The sequence below is a fragment of the Klebsiella oxytoca NBRC 105695 genome (assembly GCF_001598695.1).
GTDB classification, from domain to species: domain Bacteria; phylum Pseudomonadota; class Gammaproteobacteria; order Enterobacterales; family Enterobacteriaceae; genus Klebsiella; species Klebsiella oxytoca.
Genome location: NZ_BCZK01000025.1, coordinates 20,117 through 39,590 on the forward strand (window position 1 = coordinate 20,117; position 19,474 = coordinate 39,590).

13 protein-coding genes and 4 tRNA genes are annotated in these 19,474 nt (G+C 51.9%); 1 reads left to right on the forward strand and 16 read right to left on the reverse strand.

Annotated elements, in window-relative coordinates; translation table 11 throughout:
- Positions 1-35: 35 nt before the first annotated feature.
- The 14 genes from dcuB to KO1_RS26000 form a co-directional block, all read right to left on the reverse strand.
- A complete protein-coding gene (dcuB, locus tag KO1_RS25935; RefSeq protein WP_004117097.1) occupies positions 36-1,376 on the reverse strand; it encodes an anaerobic C4-dicarboxylate transporter DcuB in 1,341 nt (446 codons plus the stop codon).
- Between the two features lie 410 nt (positions 1,377-1,786).
- On the reverse strand, positions 1,787-6,010 hold the full coding sequence (gene rpoC, locus KO1_RS25940; RefSeq protein WP_004109722.1) for a DNA-directed RNA polymerase subunit beta': 4,224 nt from the start codon (positions 6,008-6,010) through the stop codon (positions 1,787-1,789).
- Positions 6,011-6,086: 76 nt separating this feature from the next.
- Positions 6,087-10,115, reverse strand: coding sequence for a DNA-directed RNA polymerase subunit beta (gene rpoB, locus KO1_RS25945; RefSeq protein WP_004109725.1), 4,029 nt, complete (start codon positions 10,113-10,115; stop codon positions 6,087-6,089).
- Positions 10,116-10,440: 325 nt separating this feature from the next.
- Positions 10,441-10,809: a 50S ribosomal protein L7/L12 gene (gene rplL, locus KO1_RS25950; protein ID WP_004109728.1), complete on the reverse strand. Its 369-nt coding sequence runs from the start codon at positions 10,807-10,809 to the stop codon at positions 10,441-10,443.
- 66 nt (positions 10,810-10,875) lie between these two features.
- Positions 10,876-11,373, reverse strand: coding sequence for a 50S ribosomal protein L10 (gene rplJ, locus KO1_RS25955; protein WP_004109731.1), 498 nt, complete (start codon positions 11,371-11,373; stop codon positions 10,876-10,878).
- A gap of 357 nt (positions 11,374-11,730) precedes the next feature.
- Complete coding sequence (gene rplA / locus KO1_RS25960) at positions 11,731-12,435, reverse strand: 50S ribosomal protein L1 (RefSeq protein ID WP_004097642.1); 705 nt, start codon at positions 12,433-12,435, stop codon at positions 11,731-11,733.
- A 3-nt stretch (positions 12,436-12,438) separates the two neighbouring features.
- Complete coding sequence (gene rplK / locus KO1_RS25965) at positions 12,439-12,867, reverse strand: 50S ribosomal protein L11 (protein WP_004097640.1); 429 nt, start codon at positions 12,865-12,867, stop codon at positions 12,439-12,441.
- A gap of 155 nt (positions 12,868-13,022) precedes the next feature.
- Entirely contained in the window at positions 13,023-13,568 is a 546-nt protein-coding gene (nusG, locus tag KO1_RS25970) for a transcription termination/antitermination protein NusG (protein ID WP_002438628.1), read from the reverse strand.
- A gap of 1 nt (position 13,569) precedes the next feature.
- Positions 13,570-13,953: a preprotein translocase subunit SecE gene (gene secE, locus KO1_RS25975; RefSeq protein WP_004097638.1), complete on the reverse strand. Its 384-nt coding sequence runs from the start codon at positions 13,951-13,953 to the stop codon at positions 13,570-13,572.
- 232 nt (positions 13,954-14,185) lie between these two features.
- On the reverse strand, positions 14,186-15,370 hold the full coding sequence (gene tuf / locus KO1_RS25980; protein WP_004106368.1) for an elongation factor Tu: 1,185 nt from the start codon (positions 15,368-15,370) through the stop codon (positions 14,186-14,188).
- Between the two features lie 116 nt (positions 15,371-15,486).
- Positions 15,487-15,562: transfer RNA gene (locus KO1_RS25985), tRNA-Thr, on the reverse strand.
- A gap of 5 nt (positions 15,563-15,567) precedes the next feature.
- Positions 15,568-15,642, reverse strand: a tRNA-Gly gene (locus KO1_RS25990).
- 119 nt (positions 15,643-15,761) lie between these two features.
- Positions 15,762-15,846 (reverse strand) — tRNA-Tyr (locus KO1_RS25995).
- 10 nt (positions 15,847-15,856) lie between these two features.
- A tRNA-Thr gene (locus KO1_RS26000) sits at positions 15,857-15,932 on the reverse strand.
- A 439-nt stretch (positions 15,933-16,371) separates the two neighbouring features.
- Between KO1_RS26000 and coaA the strand changes: the two genes are divergently transcribed.
- Positions 16,372-17,322: a type I pantothenate kinase gene (gene coaA, locus KO1_RS26005; RefSeq protein ID WP_004109734.1), complete on the forward strand. Its 951-nt coding sequence runs from the start codon at positions 16,372-16,374 to the stop codon at positions 17,320-17,322.
- A gap of 26 nt (positions 17,323-17,348) precedes the next feature.
- On the opposite strand, the gene birA is transcribed toward coaA, so the two are convergent.
- Positions 17,349-18,311: a bifunctional biotin--[acetyl-CoA-carboxylase] ligase/biotin operon repressor BirA gene (gene birA, locus KO1_RS26010; protein ID WP_004109737.1), complete on the reverse strand. Its 963-nt coding sequence runs from the start codon at positions 18,309-18,311 to the stop codon at positions 17,349-17,351.
- Positions 18,308-19,363, reverse strand: a complete 1,056-nt coding sequence (gene murB / locus KO1_RS26015) for a UDP-N-acetylmuramate dehydrogenase (RefSeq protein WP_263440572.1) — start codon at positions 19,361-19,363, stop codon at positions 18,308-18,310. The genes birA and murB overlap by 4 nt, the downstream gene beginning before the upstream one ends.
- Positions 19,364-19,474: the final 111 nt, after the last annotated feature.

Here is a 19,474-nt window from a genome sequence, read left to right on the forward strand (position 1 = left end):
ATTTAACAGGCGCCGCTAACGGCGCCTGTCCTCTCTTACAGAAATCCATACATCGCCGCAAATACCCAACCAAAGACGCAAGAGACGCTAACGCCAATGAGCCCTGGCAGAATAAAGCTATGGTTAATCACAAAGCGGCCGATATGCGTTGTACCAGAGCGGTCGAATTGAATCGCCGCCAGATCGCTTGGGTAGGTCGGCAGAATGTAATACCCGTAGCAGGCAGGTGCGGAAGCAACGATGTAAGCCGGATCGACGCCAATCGCCAGCGCCACCGGAACAATCGCCGCCAGCGCAGCCGCCTGTGAGTTAACAAACTTCGACACCAGCAGCAGTACGATAGCGTAAGCCCACGGGTACTCCTTCACCATCTCCCCGAGCACGCCTTTAATCTCGGTCATATGCGCGCCAAACATCGTCTCCGCCATCCACGCGATACCGTACACCGCGACAATGGCGATCATCCCGGAACGGAACACCTCATTTTTGGAAATCGAAGCGGGATTGGTTTTGGTAATGATGATGATGAGCGCCCCGGAAAGCAGCATAAACATTTGGATCACCAGCACCATCGACAGCGGCTTGTCATCAAAGGCCGGACGCAGCTCGGAGAAGGCGCCGAGCAGGGCGACAACGGCTATTGAGGCCAGAAAAATCCACATCGCAATCCAGTTACTGGTCGGCAGCTTCTTATCGAGCAGCGTGGCCGTATCACCATAAACGTAATGGCGGTTTTCCGGCACCGCAATAAAAGCCTGAAAGGCTTCGTCTTTATCGAGGTCTTTACCGCGAAACCAGCTGAAGATACCAATGGCCAGAATCCCCAGCAGCGTTGACGGAATAGTGATCGCCAGCAGATCGAGAAACTCAAGGTGCTTACCGTTAAAGGTGAAATTGCCAAGCATCGCCACCAGCGAGACGACTGCCACCGAAACCGGGCTGGCGATAATCCCCATCTGCGCGCCGATCGAACTCGCGGCCATCGGTCGTTCCGGGCGAATATTATTTTTGATCGCAACATCATAAATAATTGGCAGAATGGTATATACCACGTGCCCGGTTCCGCAAAGAATGGTCAACGTGCAGGTGACGAATGGCGCCACGATTGAAACGTATTTCGGGTTGCGCCGCAGCAGTTTCTCCGCAATCTGCAGCATAACGTCTAAACCGCCGGAAGCCTGCAGCGTCGCTGAGGCGGCCACCACCGCAATGATCACCAGCATGACGTCTACAGGGGGTTTTCCCGGCTTAAGATGAAAGACAAACACTAAAATAACCAGACCAATGCCGCCTAAAAGGCCGAGCGCAATACCGCCCTTTCTCGCGCCATAGAACAAACAAATTAAGATAATGATAAGTTGAATAGCAAATTCCATGCTTCCCCCAGACGCTATCTTTTAAATAGCGACAATACTTTTCCGCTTTGTTTTTTATTTACTCATCTTCCCCGCCCCCTTTCGCCAGATACAGCGATCCCCTCAGTTGCGCAGAACCGAAAAGATGAGGGAAAAGTAATCACATGATTATTTGAGCTTTTTGACTATATAGCGTTTGCGGCGCGTATTTTTTGATACGTGTAGGATTTTTACCCATTGATTGATGATGAAAATCTGAAACAGAAATAAATAATCTTGAAGGGGGAGTTTATTTGCTAATTAATTGCAGCGATTACATTAATTAAATGTAATTAAAAAGTATAACGAATAAATAATAGCAGCAACGGACAGGCAATAAAAAAGCCAGTCAGATCATCTGACTGGCTTTTAAGCGCTTAGCGAATCAACGATTAATCGTTGTCGGAACCGCCCAGACCCGCGTTCAGCAGCTCTGCCAGGTTAGCAGAAGCTTCTTCCACGCTGACCTGCGGCGCTGCTGGCAGCTCGCCGGCTGCGCGACGGCGCATACGATCCTGGTGGTAGGCATAACCGGTACCGGCCGGGATCAGACGACCCACGATAACGTTCTCTTTCAGGCCACGCAGTTCGTCGCGTTTACCCGCAACGGCTGCTTCGGTCAGGACACGCGTGGTCTCCTGGAACGATGCGGCAGAGATGAACGATTCGGTTGCCAGGGACGCTTTAGTGATACCCAGCAGATCGCGGGAGAATGTTGCACCCACTTTGCCGTTCGCTTCCAGCTCGCGGTTAGCGATCTTGACGCGAGAGTATTCAACCTGTTCGCCTTCCAGGAAGTCGGAGCTACCGGCGCTTTCGATGGTCGCTTTACGCAGCATCTGACGAACGATAACTTCAATGTGCTTATCGTTAATCTTAACGCCCTGCAGACGGTATACGTCCTGGACTTCGTTAACAATATAACGAGTCACAGCATGTACGCCACGCAGACGCAGAATGTCGTGCGGTGCTTCCGGACCGTCGGAAACTACATCACCACGTTCTACGCGTTCACCTTCGAACACGTTGAGCTGACGCCATTTAGGAATCATCTCTTCGTACGGATCGCTACCGTCTACCGGGGTGATAACCAGACGACGTTTCCCTTTGGTTTCTTTACCGAAGGAAATGATGCCGCTGATTTCAGCCAGGATTGCCGGCTCTTTCGGACGACGCGCTTCGAACAGGTCGGCAACGCGCGGTAGACCACCGGTGATGTCCTTGGTACCGCCGGATTCCTGCGGTACACGCGCCAGGGTGTCACCAGAACTGATCTGTACGCCATCTTCCAGCTGAACAATCGCTTTACCCGGCAGGAAGTACTGCGCAGGCATATCGGTGCCAGGGATCAGAACATCATTACCCTGAGCATCAACGATTTTCAGCGCCGGACGTAGGTCTTTACCGCCAGTGGTACGCTCTGCAGAATCCAGAACCACCAGAGAAGACAGGCCGGTCAGCTCGTCGGTCTGACGAGTAATGGTCTGGCCGTCAATCATGTCAGTGAAGCGGACGAAACCGCTCACTTCGGTGATAACCGGCATGGTGTGCGGATCCCAGTTTGCTACGGTTTCACCGCCGGCAACCTGCTCACCATCACCTTTCGCCATAACGGAGCCGTAAGGCACTTTATAGCTCTCTTTGGTACGACCGAATTCGTCGATCAGTTTCAGCTCGGTATTACGGGACGTAATAACCAGCTTACCGCTGGAGTTCACAACCGACTTCGCATTGCTCAGACGGATGCTACCTTTGTTTTTCACCTGGATGCTGGACTCAGCAGCCGCACGAGATGCCGCACCACCGATGTGGAACGTACGCATCGTCAGCTGTGTACCCGGCTCACCGATGGACTGTGCCGCGATAACGCCGATAGCCTCACCTTTGTTGATGATGTGGCCACGCGCCAGGTCACGACCGTAGCAGTGCGCACATACACCAAAGTCGGTGTCACAGGATACAACGGAACGCACTTTGACTGAGTCAACGGAGTTCTCTTCCAGCAGATCGCACCAGTGCTCATGAAGCAGCGTGTTGCGTGGAACCAGAATGTCCGCCGTACCCGGCTTCAGAACGTCTTCAGCGGTCACACGACCCAGTACGCGATCGCGCAGCGGCTCTTTAACATCGCCACCCTCGATAACCGGGGTCATGGTGATGCCTTCCAGGGTGCCACAGTCGTCTTCAGTAACGACCAGGTCCTGTGCAACGTCAACCAGACGACGGGTCAGGTAACCGGAGTTCGCTGTTTTCAGTGCGGTATCCGCCAGACCTTTACGCGCACCGTGCGTGGAGATGAAGTACTGGAGTACGTTCAGACCTTCACGGAAGTTCGCGGTGATTGGCGTTTCGATGATTGAGCCATCCGGCTTCGCCATCAGACCACGCATACCGGCAAGCTGACGAATCTGTGCAGCAGAACCACGCGCACCGGAGTCGGCCATCATGTAGATGCTGTTGAAGGAAACCTGCTGCTCTTCTTCGCCGTTACGGTTAATAACGGTTTCGGTTTGCAGGTTGTCCATCATCGCTTTGGATACACGATCGTTGGCCGCAGCCCAGATATCGATAACTTTGTTATAGCGTTCGCCAGCGGTCACCAGACCCGACTGGAACTGCTCCTGAATCTCAGCAACTTCCGCTTCCGCTTCGCTGATGATTTCGTATTTTTTCTCCGGGATGACCATGTCATCGATACCAACGGATGCACCTGAACGCGCTGCATAAGCAAAGCCGGTGTACATCGTCTGGTCCGCAAAAATAACGGTCGGTTTCAGGCCCAGAATACGGTAGCAGGTGTTCAGCATCTTAGAGATAGCCTTCTTACCCAGCGCCTGGTTGACGATGGAGAAAGGCAGACCTTTCGGTACGATCATCCACAGAATGGCGCGACCAACGGTCGTATCTTTCAGGCTGGTTTTCGCAACGAATTCGCCGTTTTCATCTTTTTCGTATTCGGTGATACGCACTTTAACGCGCGCATGCAGAGAGGCCAGGCCAGCGCGATAAATACGCTCAGCTTCTTTCGGGCCAGTCAGCACCATGCCTTCGCCTTTGGCGTTAACACAGTCACGGGTCATGTAGTACAGACCCAGTACAACGTCCTGAGACGGAACGATGATAGGCTCACCGTTCGCTGGAGACAGGATGTTGTTAGTAGACATCATCAGCGCACGCGCTTCGAGCTGGGCTTCCAGCGTCAGCGGTACGTGAACAGCCATCTGGTCACCATCGAAGTCGGCGTTGTATGCCGCACAAACCAGCGGGTGCAGCTGGATAGCTTTACCTTCGATCAGCACTGGTTCAAATGCCTGGATCCCCAGACGGTGCAAGGTTGGTGCACGGTTCAGCAGTACCGGGTGTTCGCGGATGACTTCGTCCAGGATATCCCAAACGACAGCTTCTTCGCGCTCAACCATTTTCTTAGCGGCTTTGATGGTGGTGGCCAGGCCACGCAGCTCCAGCTTGCCGTAAATAAACGGTTTGAACAGCTCCAGCGCCATTTTCTTCGGCAGACCGCACTGATGCAGACGCAGATATGGACCTACGGTGATTACAGAACGACCGGAGTAGTCAACACGCTTACCGAGCAGGTTCTGACGGAAACGACCCTGCTTACCTTTGATCATATCGGCCAAAGATTTCAGAGGACGTTTGTTCGAACCGGTGATCGCACGACCGCGACGACCGTTATCCAGCAGGGCGTCAACCGCTTCCTGCAGCATACGTTTTTCGTTGCGTACGATGATGTCCGGCGCAGCCAGATCCAGCAGACGTTTCAGACGGTTGTTACGGTTAATGACGCGACGATACAGATCGTTCAGGTCAGAAGTCGCAAAACGACCACCATCCAGCGGAACCAGCGGACGCAGATCTGGCGGCAGTACCGGCAGAACGGTCAGGATCATCCACTCCGGCTTGTTGCCAGACTGTACGAACGCTTCCAGCAGTTTGATACGCTTGGTCAGCTTCTTACGCTTGGTTTCGGAGTTGGTTTCGTTCAGCTCTTCGCGCAGAGTTTCACACTCTTGCTCCAGATCCATGCTCTTCAGCAGGGCCTGGATAGCTTCCGCACCCATCTTCGCGTCAAATTCGTCACCGAACTCTTCCAGCGCGTCCAGATACTGTTCTTCAGTCAGGATCTGCTGGCGTTCCAGGTTGGTCATACCGCCTTCGATAACCACATAGGATTCGAAGTACAGCACGCGTTCGATATCGCGCAGCGGCATATCGAGAAGCAGGCCGATACGGGACGGCAGAGACTTCAGGAACCAGATATGAGCGGTCGGAGACGCCAGCTCGATGTGGCCCATACGCTCACGGCGCACTTTAGTCTGGGTCACTTCAACGCCGCACTTCTCACAGATCACACCGCGGTGTTTCAGGCGCTTGTACTTACCGCACAGGCACTCGTAGTCTTTTACTGGCCCGAAAATACGCGCGCAGAAAAGGCCGTCACGCTCAGGTTTGAACGTACGGTAGTTAATGGTTTCCGGCTTTTTAACTTCACCAAAAGACCATGAACGGATCATGTCTGGCGATGCCAGAGCAATTTTGATCGCATCAAACTCTTCGGTTTTAGTTTGCGCTTTCAGAAACTTTAATAAGTCTTTCACGGATTTGCTCCCGTCGGAGTTAGCACAATCTGGCGCCGGGTCTTACCCCGGCACCAGTGACCTGTTTGAGCGAGAGTTACTCGTCTTCCAGTTCGATGTTGATGCCCAGCGAGCGAATCTCTTTCAACAGCACGTTGAAGGATTCCGGCATGCCCGGTTCCATCTGATGGTTGCCATCCACGATGTTCTTATACATCTTAGTACGGCCGTTCACGTCATCAGACTTAACGGTGAGCATTTCCTGCAGGGTGTATGCTGCGCCATATGCTTCCAGCGCCCACACTTCCATCTCCCCGAAGCGCTGACCACCGAACTGTGCCTTACCACCCAGCGGCTGCTGAGTAACCAGGCTGTAAGAACCGGTAGAACGCGCATGCATCTTGTCATCAACCAGGTGGTTCAGTTTCAGCATGTACATGTAGCCAACGGTAACCTGGCGCTCGAATTGCTCACCGGTACGACCGTCGAACAGGGTGATCTGGCCGGAAGTCGGCAGGCCACCAAGCTGTAACAGTTCCTTGATTTCAGACTCTTTCGCACCGTCGAAGACCGGCGTTGCGATCGGCATACCTTTTTTCAGGTTTTCAGCGAGACGCATAACTTCTTCGTCAGTGAAGGTATTCAGATCAACCTTCTGACGAACGTCGGTACCCAGATCGTAGGCACGCTGGATGAACTCGCGCAGTTTGGCGACTTCCTGCTGCTGTTTCAGCATGGCGTTGATTTTCTCGCCAATACCTTTCGCAGCCATACCCAGGTGAGTTTCCAGGATCTGACCGATGTTCATACGAGACGGTACGCCCAGCGGGTTCAGTACGATGTCGACCGGCGTGCCGTTTTCATCGTAAGGCATATCTTCGATCGGGTTGATCTTAGAGATAACACCCTTGTTACCGTGACGACCTGCCATTTTGTCACCAGGCTGAATCTGACGTTTAACGGCCAGATACACTTTAACGATCTTCAGCACGCCCGGTGCCAGATCGTCACCCTGAGTGATTTTACGGCGTTTCGCTTCGAGTTTTTTCTCGAACTCGTGTTTCAGTTCGTCGTACTGCTCAGCCAGCTGCTCCAGCTGGTTTTGTTTCTCTTCGTCGGTCAGGCCGAGTTCCAGCCAGCGATCGCGCGGCAGCTTGTCGAGCTTCTCAGCTTCGATACCGCCGGAGACCAGCACCGCATAGATACGACCAAACAGGCCAGCTTCGAGGATCTGCAGTTCTTCAGACAGATCTTTCTTCGCCTGTTTGAGCTGCATCTCTTCGATTTCCAGCGCGCGTTTGTCTTTTTCTACGCCGTCGCGGGTAAAGACCTGAACGTCGATAATGGTACCGGAGACACCGTTTGGCACGCGCAGAGAAGAGTCTTTAACGTCAGACGCTTTCTCACCGAAGATCGCACGCAGCAGCTTCTCTTCTGGCGTCAGCTGGGTTTCACCTTTCGGGGTTACTTTACCAACCAGAATATCGCCACCGGTCACTTCCGCACCGATATAAACGATACCGGACTCATCCAGTTTAGAGAGTGCAGCTTCACCCACGTTCGGGATATCAGCGGTGATCTCTTCCGGCCCCAGCTTGGTGTCGCGGGACACGCACGCCAGTTCCTGAATGTGGATGGTGGTAAAACGGTCTTCCTGAACAACACGCTCGGATACGAGGATGGAGTCTTCGAAGTTGTAACCGTTCCACGGCATGAACGCGACGCGCATGTTCTGACCGAGCGCCAGTTCACCGAGGTCGGTGGACGGACCGTCAGCCAGCACGTCACCGCGCTCAATCGGCTCGCCCAGAGAGACACACGGCATCTGGTTGATGCAGGTGTTCTGGTTAGAGCGGGTGTACTTGGTCAGGTTATAGATGTCGATACCTGCTTCGCCCGGGTACATCTCGTCTTCGTTAACTTTGATAACGATACGGGACGCATCCACGTACTGAACCAGGCCGCCACGTTTAGCCACCGCAGTTACACCGGAGTCAACGGCAACAGCACGTTCCATACCGGTACCAACCAGCGGCTTATCAGCGCGCAGAGTCGGAACGGCCTGACGTTGCATGTTCGCACCCATCAATGCACGGTTGGCGTCATCGTGTTCCAGGAACGGGATCAGGGACGCACCGACGGAAACCACCTGCTGGGTGGATACGTCCATGTAGTCAACCTGGTCGCGGCTGAACAAGCTGGATTCGCCTTTACTACGGCAGGTAACCAGATCTTCTACAAAGTGGCCTTCGTCATCCAGGTTGGAGTTCGCCTGAGCAATAACGTAGTTACCTTCTTCGATAGCAGACAGGTAATGAATTTCGTCGGTCACAACGCCGTCGGTGACTTTACGATACGGAGTCTCAAGGAAGCCGTATTCGTTCGTCTGTGCGTACACGGACAGGGAGTTGATCAGACCGATGTTCGGACCTTCAGGCGTTTCGATTGGACATACGCGACCGTAGTGAGTCGGGTGTACGTCTCGAACTTCAAAGCCTGCGCGTTCGCGAGTCAGGCCGCCCGGGCCGAGTGCAGAGATACGACGTTTGTGCGTAATCTCAGACAGCGGGTTGTTCTGGTCCATAAACTGAGACAGCTGGCTGGAGCCAAAGAACTCTTTCACTGCTGCAGAAATCGGCTTGGCGTTGATCATATCCTGAGGCATCAGGGTATCCAGATCGCCCAGAGACAGACGCTCTTTCACCGCACGCTCTACGCGAACCAGGCCAACGCGGAACTGGTTTTCCGCCATTTCGCCAACGGAACGGATACGACGGTTGCCAAGGTGGTCGATATCATCGACTTCGCCTTTACCGTTACGGATATCGATGAGCTTCTTCATCACTTCAATGATGTCTTCTTTGCTCAGGATACCGGAACCTTCGATTTCGTCGCGCAGCAGAGAACGGTTGAACTTCATACGACCAACCGCGGACAGATCGTAGCGGTCTTCGGAGAAGAACAGGTTCTCGAACAGGCTTTCAGCAGCTTCACGAGTCGGCGGCTCACCAGGGCGCATCATGCGGTAGATTTCTACCAGTGCGCTCAGACGATCGTTGGTCGGGTCAACGCGTACAGTCTCAGAGATGTACGGACCGTGATCCAGATCGTTGGTGAACAGCGTTTCGATACGCTTATGGCCAGACTGGCTCAGCTTGGCCAGCAGATCCAGGCTCAGCTCCATGTTCGCCGGGCAGATCAGCTCGCCAGTAGATTCGTCAACATAGTCTTTAGAGGCAACTTTGCCAGCGATGTACTCAACCGGAACTTCGATATGTTTGATATCGTCTTTTTCCAGCTGGCGAATGTGACGCGCAGTGATGCGGCGTCCTTTCTCAACGTACACTTTACCGTTCGCTTCGATATCGAAGGAGGCGGTTTCGCCGCGCAGACGCTCCGGTACCAGTTCCATCTGCAGCTTGTTGTCGCGAATTTCAAAGACCACTTTTTCGAAGAACAGGTCAAGGATCTGCTCAGTGGTGTAATTCAGCGCGCGCAGGATGATGGTAGCCGGCAGCTTACGACGACGGTCGATACGGACAAACAGGTTGTCTTTCGGGTCGAATTCGAAGTCCAGCCAGGAGCCACGGTAAGGGATGATACGTGCGTTATACAGAACCTTACCGGAAGAGTGAGTCTTACCTTTGTCACTGTCAAAGAAGACGCCCGGGCTACGGTGCAGCTGAGAAACGATAACGCGCTCGGTACCGTTGATAACAAAGGTACCGTTGTCGGTCATGAGCGGAATTTCGCCCATGTAGACTTCTTGTTCTTTAATGTCTTTAACGGTGCCTTCCGGCGCTTCGCGCTCGTAGATCACCAGACGCAGTTTAACGCGCAGCGGTGCCGAGTAGGTCACGCCACGGATCTGACACTCTTTAACGTCAAAAACCGGTTCGCCCAGACGGTAGCTGACATACTGCAGCTCAGAATTACCGCTGTAGCTCTTAATCGGGAATACGGAACGGAAAGCTGCTTCCAGACCATACTGCCCTTCAGGATCTTGCTCGATGAACTTCTGAAACGAGTCAAGCTGGATAGAAAGGAGATAAGGTATGTCCAGAACCTGCGGACGTTTACCAAAATCCTTACGAATACGTTTTTTCTCGGTATAGGAGTAAACCATAGGGTTCCTCAGCTCGCTGACAAGTCGACCCATCTGCCCACATAAGGCAGTTTTTTATGCAACACTATTTTGTTGACCGGAAAATGGAACACTTTCCGCAATACCTGTTTCTATCACGCTTAAACCATTTCATTGCGATTTACACAGCTCAGGGACCCTAACCTGTCGCAGTATATTAAGTCGTCTATAGAAACAAGCATTGTCAGGACAACCAGTAGTCAAACAGTGTGAAATGCTACTGGCGCCTTACAGCGCAAAAAGGCTGGTGACCAAAAAGTCACCAGCCATCAGCCTGATTTCTCAGGCTGCAACCGGAAAGGTTGGCTTATTTAACTTCAACTTCAGCGCCAGCTTCTTCCAGAGATTTTTTCAGTGCTTCAGCGTCATCTTTGCTCACGCCTTCTTTCAGAGCAGCCGGAGCAGATTCTACCAGGTCTTTAGCTTCTTTCAGACCCAGGCCAGTCGCGCCACGTACTGCTTTGATAACGGCAACTTTGTTCGCGCCGATACCTTTCAGAATTACGTCGAATTCAGTTTTTTCTTCAGCAGCGTCAGCAGCCGGGCCAGCAGCAACAGCTACAGCAGCAGCAGCGGAAACACCGAATTTTTCTTCCATTGCAGAGATCAGCTCAACAACGTCCATTACGGACATAGCGGATACTGCTTCAATGATTTGATCTTTAGTGATAGACATTTAAATTGTTCCTGAATATCAGAATAAGTTTATACGTAAGCAGATGCTTTATGAAGATAACTGCGATTAAGCAGCTTCTTTCGCATCGCGTACAGCAGCCAGAGTGCGAACCAGTTTGCCAGCCGAAGCTTCTTTCATGGTTGCCATCAGGCGTGCAATTGCTTCTTCGTAGGTCGGCAGAGTTGCCAGGCGGTCGATTTGCGACGCCGGGATCAGCTCACCTTCAAAGGCTGCGGCTTTGACCTCAAATTTTGCATTCGCTTTCGCGAAATCTTTGAACAGACGAGCAGCTGCGCCCGGGTGTTCCATAGAGTATGCAATCAGGGTCGGACCAACAAACGTGTCTTTCAGGCACTCGAAAGGAGTACCTTCAACGACGCGGCGCAGCAGGGTGTTACGAACAACACGCATGTATACGCCAGCTTCACGACCTGCTTTACGCAGTTCAGTCATTTTGTCTACAGTAACGCCACGGGAATCCGCAACTACTGCAGACAGCGCGCCTTTGGCTACTTCGCTGACTTCAGCAACAATCGCTTGTTTGTCTTGAAGATTTAAAGCCATTAGCTTTGCTCCTGGATGTTTGCCAGAGCTCATGCTCCGGAACTCACTTCACTCAACTCAAAGAGAAGAGCGTCTTAATACGGTGAGCAGAAACAAGCCAGAGTATCCAAAAATAATCTTAGCGTTCTGTCACCGTCTACGCAGGGGATTAAGTTTCTTGCGAAACACCTGCGGTCTTCGACGGAGGCCTGGATAGGCCAGGCTCCAACGAACAAATCTTGTCTAGCCGTCGCTATTCACGCAGTGGCGGCGTTGACTGCCTTGCCACAGCCTGAATATCTCGGCTATACGTCTGCTATAAGCAGAATACGTGGGGGTAAGATTGTAGACAAATTCACCGCCCACGTAAAGCTAATCTTAGTTCGCAGAAGCGCTCAGACCAGCCTGATCAACGGCAACGCCAGCACCCATGGTGGTGGAGATGCTGATTTTCTTGATGTACACGCCTTTAGCCTGAGTCGGTTTCGCTTTTTTCAGCGCAACCAGCAGAGCTTCCAGGTTTTCTTTCAGTTTATCAGCGTCAAAATCCACTTTACCGATGGTGGTGTGGATGATGCCGTTTTTGTCGTTACGGTAACGAACCTGACCTGCTTTAGCGTTCTTAACCGCTTCAGCAACGTTCGGAGTTACAGTACCAACTTTCGGGTTTGGCATCAGGCCGCGCGGACCCAGAACCTGGCCCAGCTGGCCAACAACGCGCATTGCATCCGGAGAAGCAATAACCACGTCAAAGTTCATTTCGCCTTTTTTGATCTGGTCAGCCAGATCTTCCATACCTACCAGCTCTGCGCCAGCAGCTTTAGCTGCTTCAGCGTTCGGGCCCTGGGCAAATACGGCTACGCGAACTGAACGGCCAGTACCGTGCGGCAGTACGGTCGCGCCACGAACGTTCTGGTCAGATTTACGAGCGTCAATGCCGAGGTTAACGGCAACATCAACGCTTTCAACGAACTTAGCAGTCGCCAGTTCTTTCAGCAGAGAGATGGCTTCGTTGATGTCGTACTGTTTGGTCGCATCAACTTTGTCACGAATCACGGACATGCGCTTGGTCAGTTTAGCCATTTCTTAGTCCTCCACTACCAGGCCCATGGAACGTGCAGTACCTTCAATGGAGCGAGTCATCGCTTCAATGTCGGAACCAGTCATGTCGGCAGCTTTGGTCTGCGCGATTTCCTGCAGCTGAGCGCGGGAAATTTTACCTACTTTGTCTTTGTTCGGTTTACCGGAACCAGACTTGATACCAGCCGCTTTTTTCAGCAGAACTGCTGCCGGCGGAGTTTTGGTAACGAAGGTGAAAGAACGGTCAGCGTAAACGGTGATAACAACCGGGATTGGCAGACCTTTTTCCAGGGATTCAGTTTTTGCGTTGAACGCTTTGCAGAATTCCATGATGTTCACACCCTGCTGACCCAGTGCTGGACCAACCGGCGGACTCGGGTTTGCCATACCAGCTGCAACCTGCAGCTTGACGTAGGCTTGTACTTTCTTAGCCATTTAAATTTCCTCGTTTGGGTGTAGCGCCTTACAAAAGGCTCCCCGTGATAAATATCGCTTTACGGGCATCAGGCCCATAAAAACAAAAGGCGCGAAATTGTATGCCAATTTCGCGCCTCATGCAACGATTAAAGCGTTGCTTTTTTGATCGGCGGTTAAGCCTTTTCTACCTGGGCAAAGTCCAGCTCGACCGGCGTCGCACGACCGAAGATAGAAACGGACACTTTCAGACGAGACTTTTCGTAGTCCACTTCTTCAACCACGCCGTTAAAGTCGGCAAATGGGCCGTCGCTAACGCGTACCATTTCACCCGGCTCAAACAGCGTTTTCGGCCGCGGCTTATCGCCAACCTGCTGCAGACGGTTCATGATCGCATCGACTTCTTTGTCACTGATAGGCGCCGGACGGTCAGAAGTGCCGCCGATAAAGCCCATCACACGCGGTACGCTGCGCACCAGGTGCCAGCTCGCGTCGTTCATCACCATCTGGACCAGCACGTAGCCCGGGAAGAATTTACGTTCGCTTTTACGACGTTGGCCGCCGCGGATTTCGACCACTTCTTCGGTCGGCACCATGACTTCGCCAAACAGCTCTTCCATATTGTGTAATTTGATATGTTCACGCAACGAGGTAGCTACGCGACCTTCAAAACCAGAAAACGCCTGAACGACGTACCAGCGTTTTTTAGGAGCTTCAGACATCTCAGAACCTCAGGCCAGTGATAAAGGATACCAGGCGAACCAGAATACCATCCAGTCCCCACAGGATCAGTGACATTACGGCGGTCACCGCGGCAACAATCAACGTGGTATGCAGCGTTTCCTGGCGAGTCGGCCAGATCACCTTACGGACTTCGGTTCTCGCTTCACGAGCGAAAGCGACTGTCGCCTTACCTTTTGTCGTTAACAGCGCGACACCGCCTGCTGCAGCGATCAGAATCACTACGGCCAGCGCACGTACTGCCAGCATAATGTCACGATAAAGGAAGTTGCCGACGATGGCCACAACCAGCAGCACGACAACGATTGTCCACTTCATCGCTTCGAGGCCGCGCCCGCTCCCTTGAGCTTCGGTATTCGCACTCATAAACCAACCTGTCACAAGAATTCAGACAAATAACTTCACCCCGCATGAAATGCGAGGCGACCAAACCGAAATGCTCTGCTGCGTTTCGGACTTAACGCCCTCTTCAGAGCCTGTCTCAGCAATGATTATGACCCAAAAAATCACTGATGAGCCAGGTTCTGGTGTGAAAGCGTGCAAAAAGGGCATCAAATGATGCCCTTTTATTGCGCATTGCGTCAAATGTTATCAGCAATTAGCCGAGAACTTTAGCAACCACGCCTGCGCCAACGGTACGGCCGCCTTCACGGATTGCGAAACGCAGACCGTCGTCCATCGCGATCGGGTGGATCAGGGTAACAACCATTTTGATGTTGTCGCCCGGCATAACCATCTCTACGCCTTCCGGCAGTTCGATGGTGCCAGTCACGTCAGTTGTACGGAAGTAGAACTGCGGACGGTAGCCTTTGAAGAACGGAGTGTGACGGCCGCCTTCGTCTTTGGACAGGATATAAACTTCAGATTCGAACTTGGTGTGCGGCTTGATAGAGCCCGGCTTAGCCAGTACCTGACCACGTTCGATTTCTTCACGTTTGATACCACGCAGCAGAACACCAACGTTCTCACCAGCGCGGCCTTCGTCCAGCAGTTTGCGGAACATTTCAACGCCAGTACAGGTAGACTTAGCAGTCTCTTTAATACCAACAATTTCAACTTCTTCGCCAACTTTGATGATACCGCGCTCTACACGACCGGTAACAACGGTACCACGACCGGAGATGGAGAATACGTCTTCGATCGGCAGCAGGAACGGCTTGTCAATCGCACGCTCTGGTTCCGGAATGTAAGAATCCAGGAAGCCAGCCAGTTCGATGATTTTAGATTCCCACTCAGCGTCGCCTTCCAGCGCTTTCAGAGCAGAACCACGAACGATCGGAGTGTCGTCGCCCGGGAAATCGTACTGAGACAGAAGTTCACGAACTTCCATTTCAACCAGTTCCAGCAGCTCTTCGTCATCAACCATGTCGCACTTGTTCAGGAACACGATGATGTACGGAACGCCTACCTGACGACCCAGCAGGATGTGCTCACGAGTCTGCGGCATCGGGCCGTCAGTCGCAGCAACAACCAGGATCGCGCCGTCCATCTGCGCAGCACCGGTGATCATGTTTTTAACATAGTCGGCGTGGCCCGGGCAGTCTACGTGCGCGTAGTGGCGAGTCGGGGTGTCATATTCAACGTGGGAAGTGTTGATGGTGATACCACGAGCTTTTTCTTCCGGCGCGTTATCGATCTGGTCGAATGCGCGAGCAGCACCGCCGTAGGTTTTAGCCAGAACGGTAGTGATTGCAGCGGTCAGCGTTGTTTTACCATGGTCAACGTGGCCGATAGTACCGACGTTAACGTGCGGTTTTGTACGTTCAAACTTTTCTTTAGACATCGATTGTCCCTCTAAGACACGGATAAATCGGTGATATCACCACATCAACCGGGCAACATGCCCGACTTGTTGAATGCAATAAACTAGAGAGAAACAGGGGAGGAGAGATAAAGAAGTGGTGCTGATACCCAGAGTCGAACTGGGGACCTCACCCTTACCAAGGGTGCGCTCTACCAACTGAGCCATATCAGCACGTTTGGAGCGGGCAGCGGGAATCGAACCCGCATCATCAGCTTGGAAGGCTGAGGTAATAGCCATTATACGATGCCCGCATCCTGAAACTCGGCTACCCAGTTCTTTCTATAACAAAAAAAAGAGAAGCGTCTCTTTTTCTGTTTGAGCTGACCAGTTTAACCAATCAACTCTGGCTCCGCAAAGCGTTGCCGAAAGATGGTGGTGGGGGAAGGATTCGAACCTTCGAAGTCGATGACGGCAGATTTACAGTCTGCTCCCTTTGGCCGCTCGGGAACCCCACCAGGCACTTGATGGTGCCGACTACCGGAATCGAACTGGTGACCTACTGATTACAAGTCAGTTGCTCTACCTACTGAGCTAAGTCGGCATCAAGTAGCGCGCATTCTAGGGAGACCTGCGAGTTCATGCAACTAAAAAATTGCAGAAAATGTTCTATTGCTCACATTTTGTGCTCTGACGAGAAAAAATGGTGTAATTTCAAACAGAGCAGCACAAAAATACGCCAACCTTCTCCATAGAAACGATCGTCGAAGAGAGCAAAATCCTCTTCCAAACCGCTAAAGCGGCATCGATACATCGCAACCCGGTCACAATATTCACTGAATGAGCCGGATGCTTCTACTGAGAACTTTATATGCCCTTGCTAAACCATTCATCTCTGTGATGCTACCTTTAGAAAGCATCATTCAATGAGTTTTTTTCTTATTATTCCTCGCAATCTGGTGTTACCCTCCTGCCCATTGTCCTGATTAACTAGTGTGAAGCACTCCGCCTTCATGTCCTTCGGCGGTTGCAAGAGCATGCTTATGAGCCTAAAAGAGCAAACGTTAATGACACCGTATCTACAATTTAACCGCGACCAATGGGCTGCACTTCGTGATTCCGTTCCGATGACGCTAACAGAAGAAGAAATCACGCGGTTAAAAGGCATCAACGAAGATCTTTCCCTGGAAGAAGTAGCGGAAATTTATTTGCCGCTGTCGCGTTTACTCAATTTCTATATCAGCTCCAATTTGCGCCGACAGGCTGTACTGGAACAATTCCTGGGCACCAACGGGCAACGCATTCCGTACATCATTAGCATTGCGGGTAGCGTGGCCGTCGGGAAAAGCACCACCGCGCGCGTACTCCAGGCTTTACTTAGCCGCTGGCCTGAACATCGTCACGTAGAATTGATTACTACGGATGGTTTTCTGCATCCTAACGCCGTACTGAAAGAGCGCGGCCTGATGAAGAAAAAAGGCTTCCCGCAGTCTTATGATATGCACCGCTTGGTTAAATTCGTCTCCGACCTGAAATCCGGAGTTCCTGACGCCACCGCGCCGGTCTATTCTCATCTGATTTATGACGTCATTCCTGATGGGGATAAAACCGTTACTCAGCCTGATATATTAATTCTTGAAGGATTAAATGTTCTGCAGAGCGGAATGGATTATCCTCACGATCCGCACCATGTATTTGTTTCGGACTTTGTGGATTTTTCAATTTATGTCGATGCGCCAGAAGAACTGCTTAAGACCTGGTATATCAACCGTTTTTTGAAATTTCGCGAAGGCGCATTTACCGACCCGGACTCCTATTTTCATAGCTATGCTCAGCTGTCTAAAGATGAAGCAATTAATGTTGCCACATCGCTCTGGAATGAGATTAATCTTCTGAATTTAAAAGAAAACATCCTACCGACACGCGAGCGAGCAAGCCTTATAATGACCAAAAGCGCAAACCACTCAGTTAATCAGGTGCGTTTAAGGAAATAAAGAAGGGAGCGTCAGCTCCCCTTCTTTTATTCCGCGCTTCGCAATGATATCTCACCGCCAATCCAGGGTTTTATTACCCCATCTTGCTCCAGTAATAATGCTCCTTGAGCATCAATGCCTCGAGAGATACCCACGACTTCTTTATCGCCAATAATAAGTTTAACCGGACGATTAATAAAGTTATCCAGCTTTTCCCAGCGGGTCAGATAGGGTGCTAAGCCTTCGTTCTCAAAAAGTTTAAACCCCGCCCGCAGTTCTTTAATTAGACAAGCTGCTAACGTATTACGATCGATAGTCATCCCCGCTTCCTGCAGGCTGATCCACCCCTGATTGACAACGTCAGACTCAACGCGGCGCATCATTAAATTAATCCCTGCGCCGCTAACGATATGCGCTGCGTCGCCGGTCTTCCCCGTCAGCTCTACCAGGATCCCGGACAGTTTCCGGTCCTGTAAATAGAGGTCGTTCGGCCATTTTACCCGTACTTTATCCGCCCCCAGGCTTTGCAGCACTTCGGCAATCACGATCCCGATGACCAGGCTCAAACCAATGGCGGCGGCAGGGCCCTGCTCCAGTCGCCAGTACATTGATAGATAAAGATTAGATCCAAACGGAGAGAACCACTTACGCCCGCGGCGGCCGCGACCGGCCTGCTGATATTCAGCCACGCAGGCATCACCGGATTGCAGCTCACCGAGTCGGTCCATAAGATACTGGTTGGTGGAATCAATAACCGGTAGCACGGTGACCCGCCCGTGTTCAATCTGCCTGGCGATCTGCTCTTCATCCAGAAGCTGAATGGGCTCAGGTAAACTGTAGCCTTTACCCGGAACGGTGAAGACGTCAATTCCCCAGTCGCGTAACGTTTGAATGTGTTTGTTGATTGCGGCGCGGCTCATCCCTAAACGCTCACCAAGTTGTTCACCTGAATGGAATTCAGCGTCAGCTAATATGGATATCAGCGTCAGAGGGACGGTATAGTCTTTCATGCGATAGTCTCCTCGGCATTCACTTCGCCCGTTTCGCCAATAAAGCGCACTTCTGGTTGCAGCCAGATATCAAACTTTTCACCAACCTGCTGACGTACATAGTGTGCCAGCTTAACCACATCCTCACTGGTTGCTTGATTATCATTGATTAATACCAGTGCCTGCTGGCTGTGTACCGCTGCACCGCCAATCACTTTTCCTTTAAGCTGGCATTGATCGATAAGCCAGCCGGCGGCAAGCTTCATGCTGCCATCGGGCTGTGGATAGTGAGGGATGTTTGGATAGGCGGTCAGTAGCGCATTAGCCTTCTCCGTGCTAACAACCGGGTTCTTAAAGAAGCTTCCCGCATTTCCATTCACTTTTGGATCGGGAAGTTTGGTCATGCGCATATGGCATACGGCATCAAATACCTGTTGGGGAGTGACGGTTTGCGGATCCAGCCGGGTTAAATCGCCATAGGTCAAAACGGGCTGCCATGCCTTTGGTAAGATCAAACCAACGGCTACGATGGCATAGCGGTCCTGATACTCATGCTTAAAAATGCTATCCCGATAGCCAAAGCGACACTCAGCAGCGGTGAGTCGTTGCTTCTGCCCGGTCGCCAGCTCAATACAATCGACGTACTGGCAAACCTTTTTTAACTCAAGGCCATAAGCTCCAATATTTTGAATCGGCGAGGAGCCGGCGCAGCCAGGAATTAAGGCCAGATTTTCCAGACCAGGCATTCCATTATTTAGCGCAAACTGTACCAGCTGATGCCAGTTTTCTCCCGCGCCCACGTGCAAATGCCAGGCGTCAGGTGTTTCACTCACTTCTATACCCATAATACGGTTGATAATCACCGTGCCGGAATAATCCTTCAGAAACAGGACGTTACTTCCTTCACCAAGGATAAGAGTTGGCTGGCGCTTTGCAACGGCATTCTGCCAGGCATCCAGTAGCTGTTTTTCAGTTTCGGCGCGTACAATCGCGCTGGCGGAACGGTCAAGACCGAAGGTATTCCAGGGCTTAAGTGAGTGGCTCATAGTGGCTTCCAGATGCAAAATCTGCATTAGTTTACCGTATATAGCGAGGGAAGGCTTGCCCGATCGTCGTGGGTTGACGAGAGACCATGGCGTTATCAGGAGGAATTGTTAAACCCCGGAAACGCAAAAAGCCCATCT